The sequence below is a fragment of the Rhodococcus sp. FH8 genome (genome assembly GCF_019266085.1).
Classification (GTDB): domain Bacteria; phylum Actinomycetota; class Actinomycetes; order Mycobacteriales; family Mycobacteriaceae; genus Rhodococcus_F; species Rhodococcus_F qingshengii.
On sequence record NZ_LPNQ01000055.1, the window covers coordinates 116,877 to 135,955 of the forward strand.

Below are 19,079 nucleotides of genomic sequence, written 5' to 3' on the forward strand. Positions count from 1 at the left end.
TCACATAGGTTGAGGTCAGCGGTGCTTCTACTGTGGCTTGAGTCACTTCGTAGATAGCAACGCTGACCTTTTCCGAGGAGTACCCCTGCCATGACCTCCACCGATAGCACCACCACTGACGGTGGGGTTGCGCCGAGCGAGATCGAATCTCGCGTGGTGAAGAAGGTAGCGCGCCGGCTGATTCCCTTCCTGATCCTGCTCTATTTCGTGAACTATCTGGATCGTACGAACATCGCTTTCGCCAAGCTCACCATGAGCGCCGACCTCGGTATGACCGAGACGATGTTCGGGCTCGCATCCGGTCTCTTCTTCGTCGGCTATCTGCTGTTCGAGGTGCCGAGCAACCTGGCCCTGCACCGCTTCGGCGCTCGGCTGTGGATCGCGCGGATCATGCTCACCTGGGGCATCCTCGCCGCTGCGCTGGCATTCGTGCCGAATGTCGGCAGCCTCTATTTCCTCCGCATACTGCTGGGCATCGCCGAGGCCGGCTTCTTCCCCGGAGTTCTTCTCTACCTGACCTTCTGGTTCCCGAAGAAGTACCGCGTGCGCCTGATGGGTCTGTTCCTGCTGACGCTTCCGCTCTCGTCGGCGCTCGGTGCCCCGCTTTCGGCGGCCATCATCCAGTACGGCGACGGACTGTTCGGCCTCGCCGGATGGCGCGTGATGTACCTGATCGAGGGTCTGCCCGCCGTGATCTTGGCGTTTGTCGTCTGGTTCTACCTCACCGATCGTCCCGCCGACGCAAAGTGGTTGACCCTCGAGGAGCGCACCTGGCTGATGAAGTCCATGGCCGACGAGGAGAAAGAACTCGGCGACGCCGGTCACCAGTCCGCCGGCAAGACCCTGCGCGATCCCCGCGTCATCGGTTTCGGTCTGGTCTACTTCGGAATCACGTACGGCCTTTACGCTTTGAGCTTCTTCCTGCCCAGCATCGTCGCGGGATTCAAGCAGACGTTCGACACCGATTTCTCGCTCGTCGAGACAGGCCTGATCGTGGCCGTCCCCTACGCGATCGGCGCTGTCGCGATGGTGCTGTGGAGCCGCCATTCCGACAAGACCGGTGAACGAATGTGGCACGTTGCAGCCCCGACGCTCCTGGGCGCGGTATCAATTCCGATTGCGCTGTACCTGGATTCACCGTTCACCGTCATGATCGCGGTCTCGCTCACCGCCGTCGGCGTGCTGTGTGCACTCCCCGTATTCTGGTACCTTCCCACCACGTTCCTGACGGGTGCCAGCGCGGCCGCGGGCATCGCCATGATCAACTCGATCGGCAACGCGTCGGGCTTCGGTGCTCCGTACATCACCGGCTGGCTCACCGATGTGACCGGAAATGCCAAGGCAGGACTGTGGGTGGTGGGCGCCGTGATGCTCTGTGCCGCAATCCTTGTGGTGGCACTGGCAAAGCGATCGAGCAAGCCCGCTCAGATCTGACCGAGTTTCCCGGCACTGGCACGCAGCCGGATCAGGAGCGCAAGATCGAGCGCCTGGTCCGGCTGACGCCACTGTGTACCGATCAACCTGTCGATCGACTCGAGCCGTTGGTACAGAGTGTTGGCGTGAATCGCGAGCGCGGCGGCGGTCGCGGAGTGCTTGCAATTGTGTGACAGGTACGACGCGAGGGTGTCCAATAGCGGAACGCCGCGTCGTTGCTCCTCCTCGAGGAGAGGACCGAGGGAACGCTCTGTCAGGGCTTCCAGTTCTTCGCGGCCGGTGCGGCTGAGGAGAATTCGGTAGATGCCGAGTGAACTTGCCGGTTCCACGTGGGAGGCCCGCCCGAGAGTCTCGAGGACGTCGACGGTGTGCTGCGCCTCGACATACGCTCGCGCCAGACCTTCCGCTCCCACCGCCGGATCGGCGATTCCGACGGTCGGGTTCTCCGCCGGCTGCACCCACGCCGCCGCAACTGCTGCCGGTGACATTCCGGGAATCAGTGCGATGACTCGTGAACCATGTTCGGCAACAACGGTTCCTGACGGGAATGCAATTTCCTCGATACTGCGACGCGCACGGTCGACGGCGTCAGCCGGGCGGGCCACCACGACGGTGTACGAGCGGTCAGGATTGAGCCCGGCCAGGCGGAACTGACCGGTGACCTCGGCCGGCGTCGGCGCAGGCCTGGTGATCAGATCGACCAGAAATGCATCGCGTGCTCGGCGGGTGGCTTCCCGGGCTGCCCGTTCGCCGACCAGTGCCAGCGCAATGGCGGGAGCAGACCTTTCGAGTGCCAATCTCATGGCGGCGGTGGGTTCCTGGCGCGAGAGTAGGAACAGAACTCCGAGTTGGTCACCGGCACTGCGTACTTCGGTGGCGAACAGGAACTGCTCACCGACGATAAGCGTCACTTCCTGCTCGCGTCGGTCGGCAGCAAGGATGTCGAAAACCCGATGAACACTCTCGCTCACCCGTTGCAGTCCCGGTGGGATCTCGGATGTTCCGGTCACGAAGAACACCGGCGAACCCGTCGACGCCGAGGTTTCCTCCACGAGTTCACGGACTCCACCGCCGCGCAGGACAACTTGTGTGAGCGATCGGTCCCAGGTCAGTGTCTGTTCGAGAAGTGCTGTGCGCTTGGCAAGTTCGGTGTTCGCGGCGTTCACTTCCGCAACCGTCGCGCGATAGCGTTCGAGAGAGCGGGCATTCTCGATGGCTACCGAGGCATGAGCTGCGAGGGCGGACAGCAACGCAACTTCCTCGTTGCCGAATCGACGCTCCTGACGCTTGCACGCGCAGAGGGCACCCAGGATCTTGCCGTTCAAAGTCAGCGGAACGGCCAACAGGCCGCGCATGTTCTCGGCTCGTGCTGCGTCGTCGGCCGGTCCGATATGTGCAAACGAGGGATCGTTGCGATAGTCGGACGACCAAGCAGGAGAAGAGTTCTCGACCACTCGACCGATCAGACCTTCGCGGAACGGAACCGTGAGGCCGAGCAGTTGGGACGTGTACGCACCGCTCGTGACTTCGATGATCAAGATGTCGTCGTGAATGAGAGCCAGGTACGAAAGGTCGACCCCGAGTAGTCGTTTGGCCTGATCCACGATCTCCTGCAGGAGGGCGTGGTGATCGTGCATCGTGGTGAGCAGCGACGCGATGTCGTTGAGTGCCCCGAGTTCGGTGGCGCGCTGTCGGCGCTGAGCCAGGAGACTTCGTAGTTGAAGTGCCGATCGGGCTTCTCGCTCGATTTCGGCAGCGGCCTCGGGGGCTGACCCAGCGGCCAACTGATCGCGGTGTTCGATCAGTTCCTCGGTGGATGCCTCGGCCAGGAGAAGCTGTAGCCAGTTCTCGTGCATCCGCGCTCCCTTGTCAGACCAACTTGTCAGACCAACTCGTCTGACCAAAGATGAGTATGGAGAGAATGTCCATACAGTTTCCGGTTTCTCGGAGTAAATCTACATGGGGTGGTGTAGCGGCCGTCACTATCGTGGAGACATGACACTCCTCGAGGCGCTCGGCTCGCAGATCGATGCGGATCGACTGATCACCGACCCCGACATCATGGCGAGCTACATCCACGACGACGCCGAGTGGGCTCCATACGAGATGCCCGTCGCGGTGGTCCGCCCGCGCACAGCCGAGCAGGTACAGACAGTTGTGCAGGCGTGCATCGCCCACGGTGCGCCCGTCGTCACGCGCGGCGCCGGCACCGGTCTGTCGGGTGGAGCCAACGCAGTCGCCGGTGGCGTAGTGATCGCCTTCGACGCGATGAACGCCATCAAGGAGATCAACACCCTCGAGCGTTTGGCCGTGGTCGAACCCGGAGTGGTCAACGATCACCTTCGCGACGCCTGCGCCGAGCACGGCCTCTGGTATCCACCCGATCCGGCGAGCGCACCCTGGTCGACGATCGGCGGCAACGTCGCGACCAATGCCGGCGGCCTGTGTTGCGTCAAGTACGGCGTCACCAAGGACTACGTACTGGGCATGCAGGTGGTCACCGGAACCGGTGAGCTGGTTCGGCTCGGGCGTCGAACTGCCAAGGGAGTGGCTGGGTTTGATCTCTCGGCGCTCATGGTCGGCTCCGAAGGCACTCTCGGGGTGATCACCGAGGTGACCGTCAAGCTTCGTCCTCAGCGCGATCCCGAACGCACCATCGTCGGATACTTCGACTCCATCGTTGCTGCGGGCAAGGCCGTCGAGGCCGTCGCCGCAGACGGGCTCACGCCGTCGGCCCTCGAGTTGATCGATCGGCAGTGTCTCCTTGCCGTCGATGCCTGGAAGAACATGGGCCTCTCGGCTGACGCCGAGGTGGTCCTGCTCGGCCGCATCGACACACCGGGCGAGATCGGCGACGCCGAAGCCGAGCGAATGTTGGCCTGTTTCAACCGTTCCGGGGCTACCTGGAGCGCCAGATCCACCGACCAGGAGGAAGCCGACGCCCTGTTCTCCGCCCGGCGTCTGGCGTACCCCGCCCTCGAGCGGCTCGGCCCGGTGCTCACCGAGGACATCTGCGTCCCCAAGGCAGCGGTCCCGGAGATGTTGGCGCGCATCGAGGCCATTTCGGCCCGGCACGACACGCACATCGCGAACATCGCGCACGCGGGTGACGGCAACCTGCACCCGCTGCTGATCACGCCACACGACGACGAAGCGGCGCGGAGGCGTGCTCAGGCGGCTTTTGCCGAGATCATCGACAACGCCCTCGAACTGGGCGGAACCGTCACCGGTGAACACGGCGTCGGCCTACTGAAGATGGGCGGCTTGGCGCAAGAACTGTCACCGGCCGTCGTCGCGATGCATCACGCGATCAAGGGCGCACTCGACCCCCACGGAATCATGAACCCGGGCAAGGTGATCTGAAAGGCTGGCACCGTAACCGAATCGGTTTCCGGAGTTACGCCGTCGAAATGACGAGTTCCTACGCTCGAGTTGAACCGTTTGGCCAACTCGACGTATGGAGTCATGAATGTTCTCTTCCGATTTGACGCTGGCAAGTGTTGTTCCGCGGCGCGTGGAGACGGTCGAGGCCGTCCGGGCGGCAATCGCTCTCGACGGGGCAGCGGTCTTCGGTGGCCTGCACACCGAGGAAGATGCCATTGCCTTCGCGTCGAAGTTGCTCGGTGAGAAGTGCATTCGCGTCGGCCGCCAGTTCGAGGCGAGCGCCAAAAGTCAGGATGCCGAAGCCGCTGTCGTCGACACGCAACCGGTGGACGAACGCGGCCGCAAGCGCTCGTTCGGTATCTCCGGCGAGCGGATGACCGCCCACAACGACGGTTTCGCGTTCGGCGATTACGCTCCCGACTATCTGTTTCTGTGGTGCAAGCGCCCGGCGTACCCGAGTGGCGGCGACTCGTTTCTCATCGATGCGGTCAAACTGACGCGATTGCTCGCCTTCGATCCCGCAACAGCGGAGCTGGCCGAATTCTGTTGGAGCACAGACATCGACCATTCGGAACCGAACTTCCCGCAGAACACATTCGCGCCGATCGCCCGGACGGTGCCGAGTGGACGCAACCAGGTTCGGTATCACCCATATCTCGCGCCGATCGCCGGCGAATCGGAAGAAGCGCAGTGGCCGCTGGTGAAGCAGTGGAGTGAGGCCGTGATTCACGTGCGAGACAGCGGGCCGATGTTCCGCGCCGAAGCCGGCGAGATGATCTGCATCGACAACTACCGGGTGCTTCACGGCCGCGACGGGTACACCGACCCCGGCCGTGAGCTGTACTCGATCTGGGGATGGTCGAGCGACGCAGTCGCGGTGCCGCAGCAGGCTCTCGACATCGTGCAGCCGGACCTCGCCGCACTGGCCATGTAACCCGCGCTTACTTCTCGGGCGGTACCAAACCGTGGACGGCGAGCACGTCCAGGACGTCCTCCGGCGACGTGCCGAGATCCCAGCGTCCGAAGATCAACAGCTTCTCCGTGTCGGTGGGACGGTCGACGATGTCGATCTCGAGCATCGGGACGCGTCGACCCAGACGCGGGTAGCGGACGAGACGGACCCGGTCGATCTGTTCGCGGGTGAACTCGTGGCGGGCGCGCAGGCGCTGCACCGCGATCGACTTGGTTCCAGCGCCTTCGATCACAGCCAGGCGGGGACGCTGACGCAGGGCGAGTCCGCCCATCACGAACAGCCCGATCACCGCGAGGGCGAGCAGGAAGCGTCCGGCAGGCTCCGTGGGCGCGATTATCGAGGCGATCGCGAGGGCAATTCCGCCGCCGAACATCGCGTAGACAACACCCATCGGAGTGGCCCACGAGATCACCTCCGTGACGTTGTCACGAGGCTGTGGATGAAATTCATCCTCGAGCATGTGGATAACTTCCTAGGTTGTCCACAGGAGTTATCCACAATGGGGATGAATGACACCCATGTAATTGAATGACGGTCACGATCCGGGTCGAATCAGATACTCGCTGGTCAGCGCCATCTCATGGTCATGACAAGGCCGACAACCATGAAACCGAAGCCGACGAGGAAGTTATAGTTTCCCAAGTCGTTCATCCACGTGATCGAATCCGCGGCCAAGTAGTACACAATCAGCCACGCCAGGCCGACAAGCATGAATCCGAGCATCACCGACACGTACAACGTGCTCGACGGACCCATCTTCACCTTCACCGGAGTGCGGTTTGCCGGGTTGACTGTGTAGTCGTTCTTCTTACGGACCTTCGACTTGGGCATGACGTCCTCGCTCTACGGTGTGACCTGCATGTGTTACCTACACGCTAACGTAGCTGTGTCCAGTTGGTCACCGGCCGACCTGCACAATCCGGGAGGAGCCACGTGTCTTCGGGTGAATCTTCACGAACCGTCTGGCACATCGGTGTACTTGCCGTCTGCCTGGTAGCCGGTCTGATGGTCGCCACGGCGCAACGATCCGCCGAGGAAAACCAGCTCCAGGTCACCGAAAGCACCAGGCTCTCCGATCTTGTCCGCAGCGCCCAGGCCAATGCCGAAAAAGTTTCGGCCGACCGGGACGAACTTGCCGCTCAGCTCGATTCCCTGCAGCAAGACGCCGCTCGGTCCGACGCCGGAGTGGCCGCCGCTCTCGGTGACATCAAGAACATCTCCACCGACGCGGGACTGACGGAGATGACCGGCCCCGGCGTCGTGGTCACCATGACGGACGCCCCGCGCAACGCCGACGGCAAGTATCCGGTCGACGCCACCCCGGACGACCTCGTCGTGCATCAGCAGGACGTCCAGAGCGTGTTGAACGCACTGTGGGCCGGCGGGGCCGAAGCGGTGGGCATGCAGGACCAACGGATCATCAGTACGTCGGCGCCGCGGTGCATCGGAAACACTCTTCTTCTGCACGGCCGTACATACAGCCCGCCGTATGTGATGAGCGCGATCGGCGACGTTGCGCGCCTCGAGGCGGCACTCGCTGCCGAACCGGGCATTCGGATCTACAAGCAGTACGCGACCCGCTTCGGCCTCGGGTACACGCAGGCGACGCCGTCGCAGATCACGGTCCCCGCCTATACCGGCGGATAGCACGGGCGTTTACCCTGCTCTCATGAGGATTCTCGTCGTCGACAACTACGACAGCTTTGTGTTCAACCTGGTGCAGTACCTCGGCCAGCTCGGAACCGAAGCCGTGGTCTGGCGCAACGATGATCCACAACTGACGGCAGACCTCGAAGGTGCAGTAGCTCAGTTCGACGGCATTCTCCTGAGCCCGGGCCCCGGAACTCCGCAGCGCGCGGGAGCGACGATGGATCTGGTGAAGGTCTGTGCCGACACCAAGACCCCGCTGCTCGGCGTCTGCCTCGGACATCAGGCGATCGGTGCGGCTTTCGGCGGAACCGTCGACCGCGCGCCCGAACTGCTTCACGGCAAGACGAGCCTGGTGCACCACAAGGACGTCGGTGTTCTGGCCGGACTGCCCGATCCGTTCACCGCTACCCGCTACCACTCGCTGACAGTTCTCGAGGACACCATTCCCGAGGAACTCGAGGTGACTGCCCACACCGAGAGCGGCGTCGTGATGGCGATGCGTCACCGCGAACTGCCGATTCACGGCGTCCAGTTCCACCCCGAATCCGTCCTCACCCAGGGTGGACACCGGATGCTCGCGAACTGGCTCGCAGTCTGCGGTGAGGCGCCCCCGGAAGGGCTCGTCGCAGCCCTCGAGGCCGAGGTGGCGTCGGCGCTCGGTGGAGCCCTGCCCGCGATTCTCTGACACCTGTCCACAAAAAAGTGCCTCCCGGAAATCTCCGGGAGGCACTTTTTCACTTTGCTAGCGGTTGGGGATTCCGAGCGCTCCGACGCTGACGGTGATGACCGCGTCCTTGGAGATCTCCGATCCCGGAGGCTGCGTCTGCGACATGATCTTGCCCACCATCTCCGGGGTGAGCGTCGTGCTCTGGTTCTGCACCAGCTGCGACGCGGTTCCCGCCCAACCGGCTGCGCGAAGCGTGGTCAACGCCTCCGACACCGTCTTGTTCGTGAGATCCGGCATCGCGACCTGGTTGCCGTTGGACACTCGCAGCGTCACGGTCGAACCCTTGGTGGCCGACGTGCCGCCAGTCGGGTCGGTCGAAACAACCTGTCCCTTCGGCAGACCCGAATCGATCTCCGTGATCTGGACGACGAACCCGGCACCTTCGATGTTGGGCCTCGCCACCTCTTCACGCTGACCGGTGACATCCGGGACACGAACCTGCTCCGGACCGGTGCCGACGGTGATCGAGACCGCGGAATCGAGAACAACCGACACTCCGACGGCCGGGTCCTGATTGACGATCTTGTCGACCTCGGCAATGGTCGACGCGGCCTTGCCGATGGTCGGATCAAGTCGGAGCCCGACGGAGTTGAGTTTCTTCTCGGCGTCGTCCTGGCTCAGGCCGGTCAGGCGCGGGATCGCGACCTGCTCGGGGCCGGTGGACACGTCGATGGTGACGGTGCTGCCCTTCTCGATGCGCACCCCGGCAACCGGACGCGTCGTGATGACGTTTCCGGCGGCGATCACCTTGTCCGTCTTCTGCTGACGCTCCACCTGGAATCCGGCGTTGGTCAGCGTCGCCTCGGCGACGTCGGCGGGCTGGTTGGTCAGTTCACCCGGAACGGTCACCATCTCGACCTTCGGCGAGTTCACCCGAATGAGGAAGAACGTCACCAGACCGATCACCAGAAGCGCCGCGATGCCCATCAGGGCGTAGCGTCCGCCCTTCTTCTTGGCAGGCGGCTCGGCGGCGCGAGTTGTCCTCGCAGCAACCGGCTCGACCGGATCGGGAGCAGTGCGGTAGTTCCCGGTGTCGGAGCCGACGGCGCCGAGGATGGTGGTGCGATCCTCGTCGTTCATCACCATCGGAGCACTCGGACGCTGACCGCCCAGGACACGCACCAAGTCGCTGCGCATGTCGCCGGCGCTCTGGTAGCGGTTGGCCGGGTTCTTGCTCATCGCCTTGAGAATGATCGAATCCAGCTCGCGCGGAATGTCGGGATTGATCTCAGACGGCGTCTGCGGATCTTCACGAACGTGCTGGTACGCCACGGCGACCGGTGAATCACCCTTGAAGGGCGGCTCGCCCGTCAGAATCTCGAACAGCACACAACCGAGCGAGTACACGTCCGAACGCGCGTCCACCTGCTCACCTCGCGCCTGCTCCGGCGAGAGGTACTGAGCGGTGCCGATCACGGCGGCCGTCTGCGTCATCGGGCTCGACGCGTCGGAAATGGCACGGGCGATACCGAAGTCCATCACCTTCACGGCGCCGGCACGGTTGATCATGATGTTGGCGGGCTTGACGTCGCGGTGCACGATGCCGTTGCGGTGGCTGAAGTCCAAAGCGGCACAGACGTCCGCGATCACTTCCATCGCCTTGCGCGGAGCCATCGGCCCGGTGCTGCGCACGATGTCACGCAACGTGTCGCCGTCGACGTACTCCATGACGATGTACGGCAGCGGCCCGGCGTCGGTCTCGGCTTCACCGGTGTCGTAGACGGCCACGATCGCCGGATGGTTCAGCGCAGCAGCGTTCTGCGCCTCACGACGGAACCGCAAGTAGAACGTGGGATCGCGCGCGAGGTCTGCACGCAGCACCTTGATCGCGACGTCGCGGCTGAGTCGGAGGTCGCGCGCCAGGTGAACCTCGGACATTCCGCCGAAGCCGAGAATCTCACCCAGCTCGTAGCGGGAGGAGAGATTGCGGGGTGTCGTCATTGGTCTTGTCCTAGCGGTTCTTCAGCGTCTCCGGGATCCGCCAACGGCTCAGTGGTCGTTGTGGTCGTCGTTGTCGTCGTGGTGGTGGTTGTGGTCGTCGGAGTTGTTGTGGTCGTGGTCGGCGTTGTCGTGGTGGTTGTCGGCTCGGTCGTGGTTGTCGTCGGCCGAGTCGTCGTTGTTGTCGGCTCGGTGGTCGTCGTCGTCGGCCGAGTCGTCGTGGTGGTGGGCTTGGTCGTCGTGGTGGTCGGCAACGTCGTGGACGTGACGACGGGTGGCGTCGGGTCGCTCGGACCGTCGGTCGCGATCCAGACTCCGCCGATGATCAACGCCAACAGGATCAATCCGCCGCCGGCCCACGCCACGGCCTTCTGCCCACTGGTCAGTCCGCCGGCTGCCGCGTCGTCCGCAGCAGCGGCGCCCGTCACCGGGCCCGCGTACGTCGGCGGCATGACCTGCGTGGCACCCGTTGCCGGCAACGCGCTCGCGGCACCGGTGGCGAGCAGACCGGGCGGCGGTGGACGCCTTCCTGCCCGAACGGCTGCAACGGCGTCGGCGAACTCGCCGCCACTGGCGTAGCGGCCGGCCGGATCCTTGGTCAACGTGATGTCGATGAGCTCGCGGATGTTCGGCGGCAGGTCGGCCGGCATCGGCGCCGGGGTTTCCTGCACGTGCTTCATCGCGACGGTCAGCGCGCCGTCACCGGTGAACGGGCGTCGACCCGAAAGTGCTTCGTATCCGACGATTCCCAGCGAGTACACGTCGCTCGCCGCGGTCGCGTCCTGACCGAGGGCCTGCTCGGGCGCGATGTACTGGGCGGTGCCCATAACCATTCCCGTGCGCGTGACAGGAGAGTTCTCGACGGCCTTGGCGATGCCGAAGTCCGTGATCTTCACCTGGCCCGTCGGCGTGATGAGGATGTTGCCGGGCTTCACGTCGCGGTGCACGACACCGGCGTCGTGTGCGACCTGCAGGGCGCGGCCGGTCTGCTCGAGCATGTCGAGGGCATGCGGAACCGCCAGGCGGCCGACGCGTGCCAGGACGGCGTTGAGCGGCTCACCGTTGACGAGTTCCATCACCAGGTACGCCGTGGAATCGCCCGAGCTGTCGCGGGTCTCGCCGTAGTCGTAGATTCCGGCGATACCGGGATGGTTGAGCTGCGCGGTGGTGCGGGCCTCGAAGCGGAAGCGCTCCAAGAACTCCGGATCGGAAGAGAACTCGGACTTGAGTACCTTGACGGCGACGCGACGGTTGAGCCGGGAGTCGGTGGCTTCCCACACCTGACCCATCCCACCGGTGGCGATGAGACGGATCAATCGGTAACGATCGGCGATCAAAGCGCCGTTGTTCAACGCCACGGTTCAGCCCCCTTGGATTCCGGCTGCGATGACTGCACGACCGATCGGCGCAGCAACCGAGCCACCGGTAGCGGCGAGTCCGCGGTCACCACCGTTCTCGACGATGACGGCCACGGCGACCGTCGGATTCTGCGCCGGTGCAAAAGCGATGTACCAGGCGTGCGGCGGAGTTTCCCGCGGGTTCACGCCGTGCTCGGCGGTACCGGTCTTGGACGCGATCTGAACTCCGGGGATCTTGCCGTCGCCGCCGGTGAAGTTCTCCGAGCCGATCATCAGATCAGTCAGCGTTGCGGCCACTGCCGGCGAGATCGCCTGACCCATCGACACCGGTGACGGCGTACTGAGATCGGTCAGATCGGGTGCCTGCAACTGGGAGATCAGGTTGGGCTGCATCCGCACACCGCCGTTGGCGACGGTCGCGGCGATCACTGCATTCTCGAGCGGGGTCACCGCGACGTCGCGCTGGCCGATGCTGGTCTGGCCGAGAGCCGCGTCGTCGGAGATGTCGCCGACGGTGCTGTCTGCAACCGGCAGCGGGATCGCGGGAGTGTTGGGTCCGATGCCGAAGGCGCTGGCCTCGTCCTTGATGGCGTCGGCGCCGTCCTTGATGCCCAGTTCGACGAAGGCGGTGTTGCACGAGCGCGCGAACGCGTCGCGCAACGACGCCGTCGGGTTGGGGCCGCAGGTGCTGCCGTTGTAGTTCTCGAGGGTCGTGCTGGTGCCGGGCAGCGTGATCTGCGGAGCCGCGGTCAGCTGGTCGTCCGGCGTCGCACCGTTGCCAAGAGCTGCGGCCGTGGTGAGCACCTTGAACGTCGAGCCGGGTGGGTAGGTCTGCGAGATCGCGCGGTTGACCAGCGGATCGTTGGGATCGGCATTGAGCTCGTCCCACGCCTTCGTGGTTTCGGCGCCGTCGTGGCTGGCAAGCAGGTTCGGGTCGTAGCTCGGAGTGCTGACCATCGTCAGGATGCGTCCGGTGCTCGGCTCGATGGCGACGACGGAACCGGTGTAACCCTTGCTGGTCAGCTGGTCGTACGCCACCTGCTGCATGGCCGGATTGAGCGTCGTGACGACGTTGCCACCGCGCGGATCGCGTCCGGACACAAGGTCGAAGAAGCGCTGACTGAACAGCCGGTTGTCCGAGCCGTTGAGAATCGGATCCTCGGTGCGCTCGAGACCGGCGCTGCCGTACTGCATCGAGTAGAAGCCCGTGACCGGGGCGTACGGGTACGGATTCGGATACTCGCGCAGGTACTTGTACCGGTCGTCGGTGGCGCGGGAGGCGGCAAGCACCTGACCGGAAGCCGAGATCTGACCTCGCTGGCGTGAGTACTCGTCGAGCAGCACGCGCGAGTTGCGCGGGTCGGCTCGCAGGTCGTCAGCTTTGATGACCTGTACGTACGTGGCGTTGGCGAGGAGCGCGACGACCATCACCATGACGGCCATCGCGACGCGGCGCAGTGGAGTGTTCATACGCGCGGCATCATCTCGGTATTGGCGTCAGCGATTGGGGGCGGACCTTTCTTCTTCGTCACTACCGGCGCACGAGCCGCGTCCGAGATCCGGACGAGGATGGCCAGCAGTAGGTAATTCGCGAGCAGCGACGAGCCGCCGTACGACATGAACGGTGTTGTCAGACCCGTCAGCGGGATCAGCTTGGTGACGCCGCCGACGACGACGAAGATCTGGATCGCAATGGTGAACGACAGACCGGCGGCGAGCAGTTTGCCGAAGCTGTCGCGCACTGCCAACGCCGTACGCAGGCCGCGCACGATGAGAAGCAGGAACAGCATCAGCACAGCGGCCAGGCCGATAAGGCCGAGCTCTTCGCCGATGGTCGCGATGATGAAGTCCGTCTTCGCGAACGGCACCTGGTTGGGGCGGCCGCTGCCCAGACCTGTTCCGGCGATACCACCGGTGGCCAGGCCGAACAGCGATTGCGAGATCTGATATCCGGTATTGGCGTAGTCGCCGAGCGGGTCCAGCCAGGTGTCGACGCGCACGCGTACGTGGCCGAACATCTTGTAGGCGAAGAAGAATCCTATGGCGAGCAGTCCGCCGCCGATCACCAGCCAGCCCACACGTTCGGTCGCGATGTAGAGCATCACCAGCACGGTGCTGAAGAGCAGCAACGACGTACCGAGGTCGGTTTCGAAGACGAGAACGCCCACCGAGACGATCCAGGCGAGCAGGATCGGGCCGAGGTCGCGGGCACGCGGAAAGTCCATGCCCAGGAAGTGTTTACCGGCCGAGGTGAACAGGTCGCGCTTGGCGACGAGCACCGACGCGAAGAAGATGATGAGCAGGATCTTCGCGAACTCACCTGGCTGAATGCTGAATCCAGGCAGGCGAATCCAGATTTTTGCGCCGTTCACGCTCGAGAACTTCGCCGGCAGGATCGCGGGAATCGCCAGGAACACCAGGCCTGCGAGGCCGAGGGTGTAGCTGAACCGCGCCATCAGGCGGTAGTCCTTCAAGAACACGAGCAGCAGCACGAAACCGGTGATCGCCAGTGCAGTCCACATGACCTGCTGGTTCGCATCCGGTGACGGTGCTTCGACGCCGTTGTAGAGCGCTGTTTGTTCGTCGGCGAGGTCGAGTCGGTGGATGAGCACCAATCCCAGGCCGTTGAGCAGGGCGACGATCGGCAGCAGCAGCGGATCGGCGTACGGCGCATAGCGCCGAATTGCCAAGTGCGCGATCAGGAACAGGCCCGTGTACGCGAGCGCGTACTTGGCGAGGTCCAGCGTGATCTTCTGTTCCTGGCTCGCCTCGACGAGCAGAAGCGAGACCGTCGTGATGATGACGGCAAAGCCCAGGAGCAGTAGCTCCATGTTTCGACGGGTCGACTGGACCGGCGCCGGGGCAAAACCTCCGGGCGGACTCGGAAAAGCCGTCCCCGCAGCTGCGTTGGACGACATCAGTTGACCGTCCTGCAAGTCTGACCGGGAACTTCGGTCGGCGTCGGCGTAGTCGTGGGTGCCGCCGTCGTCGGCGTGGCCGGCTCCGCGGGCGGTGCGGGGGGCGGCGTGGTCTCCGGTGCCGGCGGGGGAGTGGGCGTGGCCGTCGTCGTCGGAACCGGCTCACAACGAGGCAGCAGATCGCCGCCGATCAGACGGATCATCTGGCTCTGCGCATCTTCACGCTTGCCGGACGGCAGCCCGGCGCGCACCTGCTCCTGCGCCGACGGCTGCAGATCCGTCACCTCGAGGATGTTGCAGTTGCTGGGAATCGCGTCGGGGGAGACGAGAGTGAGGACGTCGTCGTCGCCGACGCAACCCACCAGATCCGCGTCTTGCAGCGAGTAGCCGAGCACCGAACCGGGGATTCCGCGCAGCACCGTCACGCGGCCGTTGTCTTCGCCGACGTAGTAGTTGTTGCGGATGACGGCGCGGCCGATCACGGCGCCGACGCCGACCAGCGCGATCAGCACCACGGCGAGGACCACCCACCACAACCGGTTCCGCTTCTTCTTCGGTTCCGGTTCGGGTTGGGAGACAACTCGCTTGGGCGTCGCGCGCGGCGGACGCATGGCAGCGGCGCGGCCGGCAGCGGTGTTGGGGGGAGGGGAGTCCTCTTCCTCTTCCGTCGACGCGGCACCCGCAACGATGGGATGCGACTGGCCGTAATCGAGGTCGATGACATCGGCGACGACGACGGTGACGTTGTCGGGACCGCCGCTGCGCAGCGCCAATTCGATGAGACGGTCGGCGCACTGCTCCTGCGAGCCCTCGCGCATCGTGTTCTCGATGGTCTCGTCGCTGACCACGTCGGAGAGGCCGTCGGAGCAGAGCAGGTAGCGATCGCCGGCGCGGGCTTCGCGCACGGTGAGCGTCGGCTCGATCTCGTTGCCGGTCAACGCCCGCATGATCAGGGATCGCTGCGGGTGCGTGTGTGCCTGTTCGGCGGTGATCCTGCCCTCGTCGACCAACGACTGAACGAACGTGTCGTCGCGGGTGATCTGCGTCAGGTGGTCGTCGCGCAGCAGGTAGGCGCGCGAGTCGCCGATGTGCACGAGACCGAGCTTGCTGCCGGAGAAGAGGATCGCGGTGAGCGTGGTGCCCATGCCGTCGAGTTCGGGTTCTTCCTCGACGTGATCGGCGATGGAATCGTTGCCCTCGCGGGTGGCTGCCTCGAGCTTGCCGAGCAGATCCTCGCCGGGTTCGTCGTCGTCGAGATGCGCCAGGGCGGCAATCATCAACTGCGACGCGACCTCACCGGCCGCGTGTCCGCCCATACCGTCGGCCAAAGCCAGCAGGCGTGCACCGGCGTACACGGAATCTTCGTTGTTGGAGCGCACGAGACCGCGGTCGCTGCGCGCCGCGTAGCGGAGAACAAGGGTCACGGGCGTAGCTCGATTACCGTCTTGCCGACGCGAACCGGGGTGCCCAGCGGGACGCGTACTGCAGTCGTGACCTTGGCGCGGTCCAGATAGGTGCCGTTGGTCGAACCGAGATCCTCGACGTACCAATCAGCGCCGCGCTGAGAGAGCCGCGCATGGCGCGTCGACGCGTAATCGTCGGTGAGAACGAGCGTCGAATCGTCGGCGCGGCCGATCATCACCGGCTGTGAGCCCAGCGTGATGCGGGTACCGGCGAGGGCGCCCTGCGTGACCACCAGGTACCGAGGCACCTTCGCCTTGCCCAGCGAGGGCAGGACCTTTCCGGCGCGGGTGTACCGCGGCGGAACCCTGACCCCGGAGCCGGCATAGATGTCGGAGCGGAGAGTGCGGAGGACTGCCCAGACGAACAGCCACAGTAGGAGCAGGAAGCCCGCCCGTGTGAGTTGCAGAATCAGGCCCTGCACGGCTGTCCACCTCCTTCTATGGCTCGAGCCCCGCCGCAGCGGGGTTCGAGCATTGTCGACTGGCAGCATCATAGGGGGCTCTGGGCCCCGAAGATCACGATACTGACAGCCGCGTGACGGCGGCGCGCCGACGGACCGCCGAATGTTCGATTGTTATCGGAAAAATCCTGGCGTCCGTTTCTCAGCTCAGAGAATGCGAACCAGAATCTCCGAGTGACCTGCGCGAATGATGTCGCCGTCTGCCAGCTGCCAGTCCTGGACCGGTGCTCCGTTGACGGTGGTGCCGTTCGTGGATCCCAAATCGGACAGCATCGCGGTGCGGCCGTCCCAACGGATGTCGATGTGGCGACGTGAGACGCCCGTGTCCGGGAGGCGGAACTGAGCTTCCTGGCCGCGGCCGATGACATTGCTGCCGTCGCGAAGCTGGAAGTGGCGTCCGCTGCCGTCCTCGAGCTGCAGGGTTGCCGTCAGGCTCTGGGCCGTCGGTGCGTAACCGCCCTGCGGCTGGGCATAGCCCTGCTGCGGGTAGGCCTGCGTCTGCTCGAAGTTGCCGCCCTGCTCGTAGCCGGCCTGCTCGTACGGCTGCTGTGTGTACGCCTGCTGGTCGTAGCCGCCCTGCTGGTAGCTCTGCTGGTCGTAGCCCGGCTGATCGTAGGACTGGCCGTTGTACGGCTGCTGGTAACCCTGCTGGTCGTAACCGCCCTGCTGGTAGCCCTGCTGGTCGTACCCACCCTGGTACGCCTGCTGGCCGTAGCCCTGCTGGTCGTACGGCTGCTGCTGGTACCCCTGCTGGTCGTAACCGCCGCCCTGCTGGTCATAGCTCTGCTGGTCGTAACCGGCCTGCTCGTACGGCTGCTGCTGGTTCGGGTACGCCTGCTGGTCGTAGCCACCCTGCTGCTGGTCGTAGCCACCCTGCTGCTGGTTGTAGCCCTGCTGGTCGTCGCCCGTGCGGTAACCGTCGCCGCGGTCGTAACCGTTCTGGTACGGCGCTTCCTGGCCCTGCGGAGCGGCGTAACCGCCGTCGTCGTGGGAGTACCCGTTCCGTGCCGGCTGCTGCGGTTCGGGCTGGCGACCCGCCGGTTCGCGGCTTGGTTCGTAGCCTGAGTTCTGCGTCATGGGGCCGGCTCCTGGTTGTGACGGGACTGGATTGGAAACAGGGGGAACAATCGGTGCGGGTCGCTGAGGCGGCCGTTGTGGAGGCCGCGACGAAACCTGCGGAACATGCGACGGCGGTGATGCCTGCTCGGCGTCACCATCCGGGTCGACGGTTCCGCGGGTGCGGAACTGACCGGTGTGGAGCGTAGGCGAAGGCTCGAAAGTGACCGAGATGTCGCCGTACGTCTGCCAACCCTGATCGCGGATGAAATCCTGCAGGTGTCGGCTGAAAGCTTTGGTAGTCAGTTCGCGATCAGCTGCCAACTCTTCGTGGTCGGAGTTGTTGATGGTGATCACGTAGTTGTTGGGGGCGAGAAGGATTCCGCCGCCGAGGTGCTCGACGCGGTCACGTGCCTCCTGCTGGAGCGCCGCCTCTACTTCCTGCGGCACAACACCACCACCGAAGACCCGCGCGAATGCGTCGCCGACAGCTCCTTGGAGCTTTCGTTCGAAACGCTGCACGATGCCCATCGGGCCCTCCTCTCGCCTCGCATCTACGACGGCAAAATGCTCGGCAAGTAGCGCCGGCACCGCCTTGTCGCGTGTCGTCCAAACTGCTGTACAGGTTCCACGGTACTGTCAAATGTCGCTTCGGCAGTACCTGGCCGCTGTTTCAGCATGGTATCGGTTCTGGGCTTTTGGGTGCTCGATGTTCATCGATTCGTGCCCTGAGCTGCACGAATAGAACTTTCAAAGTTTGTCGTGATAATGTTTCGGCGTTGCTCGGGCGAGTGGCGGAATGGCAGACGCGCTGGCTTCAGGTGCCAGTGTCCTTCGGGACGTGGGGGTTCAAGTCCCCCTTCGCCCACCACAAGACGAGGCCACGAACTCATAAGAGTTGGTGGCCTCGTTTTTGTTGTCGACTAACTGGCCGCAGCCTGAATGAAGTTCAGAACGAAGTCCAATGCGGTGCCCGCAAACGGGTTGCTGACTGGTTGAGTGGCCGCGGCGGGCGCAGTGATCTGAGGGTTCATCATCCCTGGCGGCAGTGTGCCGGGTGGGAGATTGATGATGGCGTTGATGTCGTAGATGGTGTTGTCGGGACCGTTGGTCACCGAGAACGAGATACTGCCGAAGTCGGCGACCGGAGTGTCGGCTGACGCAGTACCGACTGCACTGCCGAAGGTGATCGCGGCAGCGAGCGCGCTAACACCGAGGGCGGCGGTGGTCCGGGACAAACGAGTAGGCGTTGCGGGTCCATTCACAGATGTGCTCCCTTTCGTGGTGACAGCATCCGTGCGCGGGATGCCAAGCAGCCAGGAGATTGCAACCACTATCGAGGAAGATAACGGACATTCACTCCATGGTGGGGTGGTTCGGCACGAAGTGCTTCGCCGTTCTGGAGCTATCGGGATGGGGGTCGCCGACTGAGCGTCGGTGCAGGACTTCGCAATGACGTGTTTGTAGTCACCGCTTTGATCGTGGTCCGATCACCATCTGCCAGCGGCTATGACGGCTAGGGCACCAGCGCCAGATTGAAGAACCGGTTGGCAAGGTCAATGGAGATCGCCTAGAGCCAATGAAGTATGTGGCTAGACGGTATGAGGGTCGGCCCGTTTCGGGCCGGGGACTCGCTTGCAAGTTGCCGTGGGTTGCCGAGTAGGCGAAGCCTGGATCGGTAGTGCCTACATTTGCAGGAGGCCCCGGTGATGTATCA

The 19,079-nt window shown here is 64.3% G+C and carries 16 protein-coding genes and 1 tRNA gene; 6 read left to right on the forward strand and 11 right to left on the reverse strand.

Annotated features, from left to right (window positions below; genetic code table 11):
- The first annotated feature begins 90 nt into the window (after positions 1–90).
- Positions 91–1,434: an MFS transporter gene (locus ATN38_RS02535; protein WP_042920739.1), complete on the forward strand. Its 1,344-nt coding sequence runs from the start codon at positions 91–93 to the stop codon at positions 1,432–1,434.
- On the opposite strand, the gene ATN38_RS02540 is transcribed toward ATN38_RS02535, so the two are convergent.
- A complete protein-coding gene (locus tag ATN38_RS02540; RefSeq protein ID WP_218747544.1) occupies positions 1,425–3,290 on the reverse strand; it encodes a GAF domain-containing protein in 1,866 nt (621 codons plus the stop codon). The two genes, ATN38_RS02535 and ATN38_RS02540, sit on opposite strands and share 10 nt — an antisense overlap.
- Before the next feature lie 139 nt (positions 3,291–3,429).
- On the opposite strand from ATN38_RS02540, the gene ATN38_RS02545 reads away from it, so the two are divergent.
- Together ATN38_RS02545 and ATN38_RS02550 are read left to right on the forward strand one after the other, a co-directional pair.
- The gene (locus tag ATN38_RS02545) at positions 3,430–4,797 is read left to right on the forward strand and encodes an FAD-binding oxidoreductase (RefSeq protein WP_024487653.1); all 1,368 of its coding nucleotides are present in this window, start codon (positions 3,430–3,432) and stop codon (positions 4,795–4,797) included.
- A 106-nt stretch (positions 4,798–4,903) separates the two neighbouring features.
- On the forward strand, positions 4,904–5,752 hold the full coding sequence (locus tag ATN38_RS02550; protein WP_218747546.1) for a TauD/TfdA family dioxygenase: 849 nt from the start codon (positions 4,904–4,906) through the stop codon (positions 5,750–5,752).
- 7 nt (positions 5,753–5,759) lie between these two features.
- On the opposite strand, the gene ATN38_RS02555 is transcribed toward ATN38_RS02550, so the two are convergent.
- Together ATN38_RS02555 and crgA are read right to left on the reverse strand one after the other, a co-directional pair.
- Positions 5,760–6,251 (reverse strand): PH domain-containing protein, encoded by a 492-nt coding sequence (locus ATN38_RS02555; RefSeq protein WP_054188725.1) that lies wholly within the window; start codon positions 6,249–6,251, stop codon positions 5,760–5,762.
- Positions 6,252–6,358: 107 nt separating this feature from the next.
- Complete coding sequence (gene crgA, locus ATN38_RS02560; protein ID WP_003942576.1) at positions 6,359–6,622, reverse strand: cell division protein CrgA; 264 nt, start codon at positions 6,620–6,622, stop codon at positions 6,359–6,361.
- Between the two features lie 102 nt (positions 6,623–6,724).
- Here crgA and ATN38_RS02565 point away from each other — a divergent pair, with 102 nt between their 5' ends.
- Both ATN38_RS02565 and ATN38_RS02570 read left to right on the forward strand, forming a co-directional pair.
- Positions 6,725–7,438 carry a DUF881 domain-containing protein gene (locus tag ATN38_RS02565; RefSeq protein WP_218747547.1) on the forward strand — a complete coding sequence of 238 codons (714 nt, stop codon included), beginning with the start codon at positions 6,725–6,727 and terminating at the stop codon, positions 7,436–7,438.
- A gap of 22 nt (positions 7,439–7,460) precedes the next feature.
- Positions 7,461–8,126: an aminodeoxychorismate/anthranilate synthase component II gene (locus tag ATN38_RS02570; RefSeq protein ID WP_003942537.1), complete on the forward strand. Its 666-nt coding sequence runs from the start codon at positions 7,461–7,463 to the stop codon at positions 8,124–8,126.
- Positions 8,127–8,183: 57 nt separating this feature from the next.
- Here ATN38_RS02570 and pknB read toward each other — a convergent pair whose 3' ends face one another.
- The 7 genes from pknB to ATN38_RS02605 all read right to left on the reverse strand — a co-directional run bounded on the left by pknB (position 8,184) and on the right by ATN38_RS02605 (position 17,893).
- Positions 8,184–10,109: a Stk1 family PASTA domain-containing Ser/Thr kinase gene (gene pknB / locus ATN38_RS02575; protein ID WP_218747548.1), complete on the reverse strand. Its 1,926-nt coding sequence runs from the start codon at positions 10,107–10,109 to the stop codon at positions 8,184–8,186.
- Entirely contained in the window at positions 10,106–11,464 is a 1,359-nt protein-coding gene (locus ATN38_RS02580) for a protein kinase (RefSeq protein WP_063315330.1), read from the reverse strand. The genes pknB and ATN38_RS02580 overlap by 4 nt, the downstream gene beginning before the upstream one ends.
- A 3-nt stretch (positions 11,465–11,467) precedes the next feature.
- Positions 11,468–12,934, reverse strand: a complete 1,467-nt coding sequence (locus ATN38_RS02585) for a penicillin-binding protein 2 (RefSeq protein WP_007735774.1) — start codon at positions 12,932–12,934, stop codon at positions 11,468–11,470.
- A complete protein-coding gene (locus tag ATN38_RS02590; protein WP_007735775.1) occupies positions 12,931–14,382 on the reverse strand; it encodes an FtsW/RodA/SpoVE family cell cycle protein in 1,452 nt (483 codons plus the stop codon). The genes ATN38_RS02585 and ATN38_RS02590 overlap by 4 nt, the downstream gene beginning before the upstream one ends.
- Positions 14,382–15,806, reverse strand: coding sequence for a PP2C family serine/threonine-protein phosphatase (locus ATN38_RS02595; protein WP_020905626.1), 1,425 nt, complete (start codon positions 15,804–15,806; stop codon positions 14,382–14,384). The genes ATN38_RS02590 and ATN38_RS02595 overlap by 1 nt, the downstream gene beginning before the upstream one ends.
- The gene (locus ATN38_RS02600; protein ID WP_003943418.1) at positions 15,803–16,267 is read right to left on the reverse strand and encodes an FHA domain-containing protein; all 465 of its coding nucleotides are present in this window, start codon (positions 16,265–16,267) and stop codon (positions 15,803–15,805) included. The genes ATN38_RS02595 and ATN38_RS02600 overlap by 4 nt, the downstream gene beginning before the upstream one ends.
- A gap of 186 nt (positions 16,268–16,453) precedes the next feature.
- Positions 16,454–17,893 carry a DUF3662 and FHA domain-containing protein gene (locus ATN38_RS02605; RefSeq protein ID WP_151097418.1) on the reverse strand — a complete coding sequence of 480 codons (1,440 nt, stop codon included), beginning with the start codon at positions 17,891–17,893 and terminating at the stop codon, positions 16,454–16,456.
- Positions 17,894–18,147: 254 nt separating this feature from the next.
- Here ATN38_RS02605 and ATN38_RS02610 point away from each other — a divergent pair.
- A tRNA-Leu gene (locus tag ATN38_RS02610) sits at positions 18,148–18,233 on the forward strand.
- A 52-nt stretch (positions 18,234–18,285) separates the two neighbouring features.
- Here ATN38_RS02610 and ATN38_RS02615 read toward each other — a convergent pair.
- Positions 18,286–18,627, reverse strand: a complete 342-nt coding sequence (locus ATN38_RS02615; protein WP_042453660.1) for a hypothetical protein — start codon at positions 18,625–18,627, stop codon at positions 18,286–18,288.
- Positions 18,628–19,079: the final 452 nt, after the last annotated feature.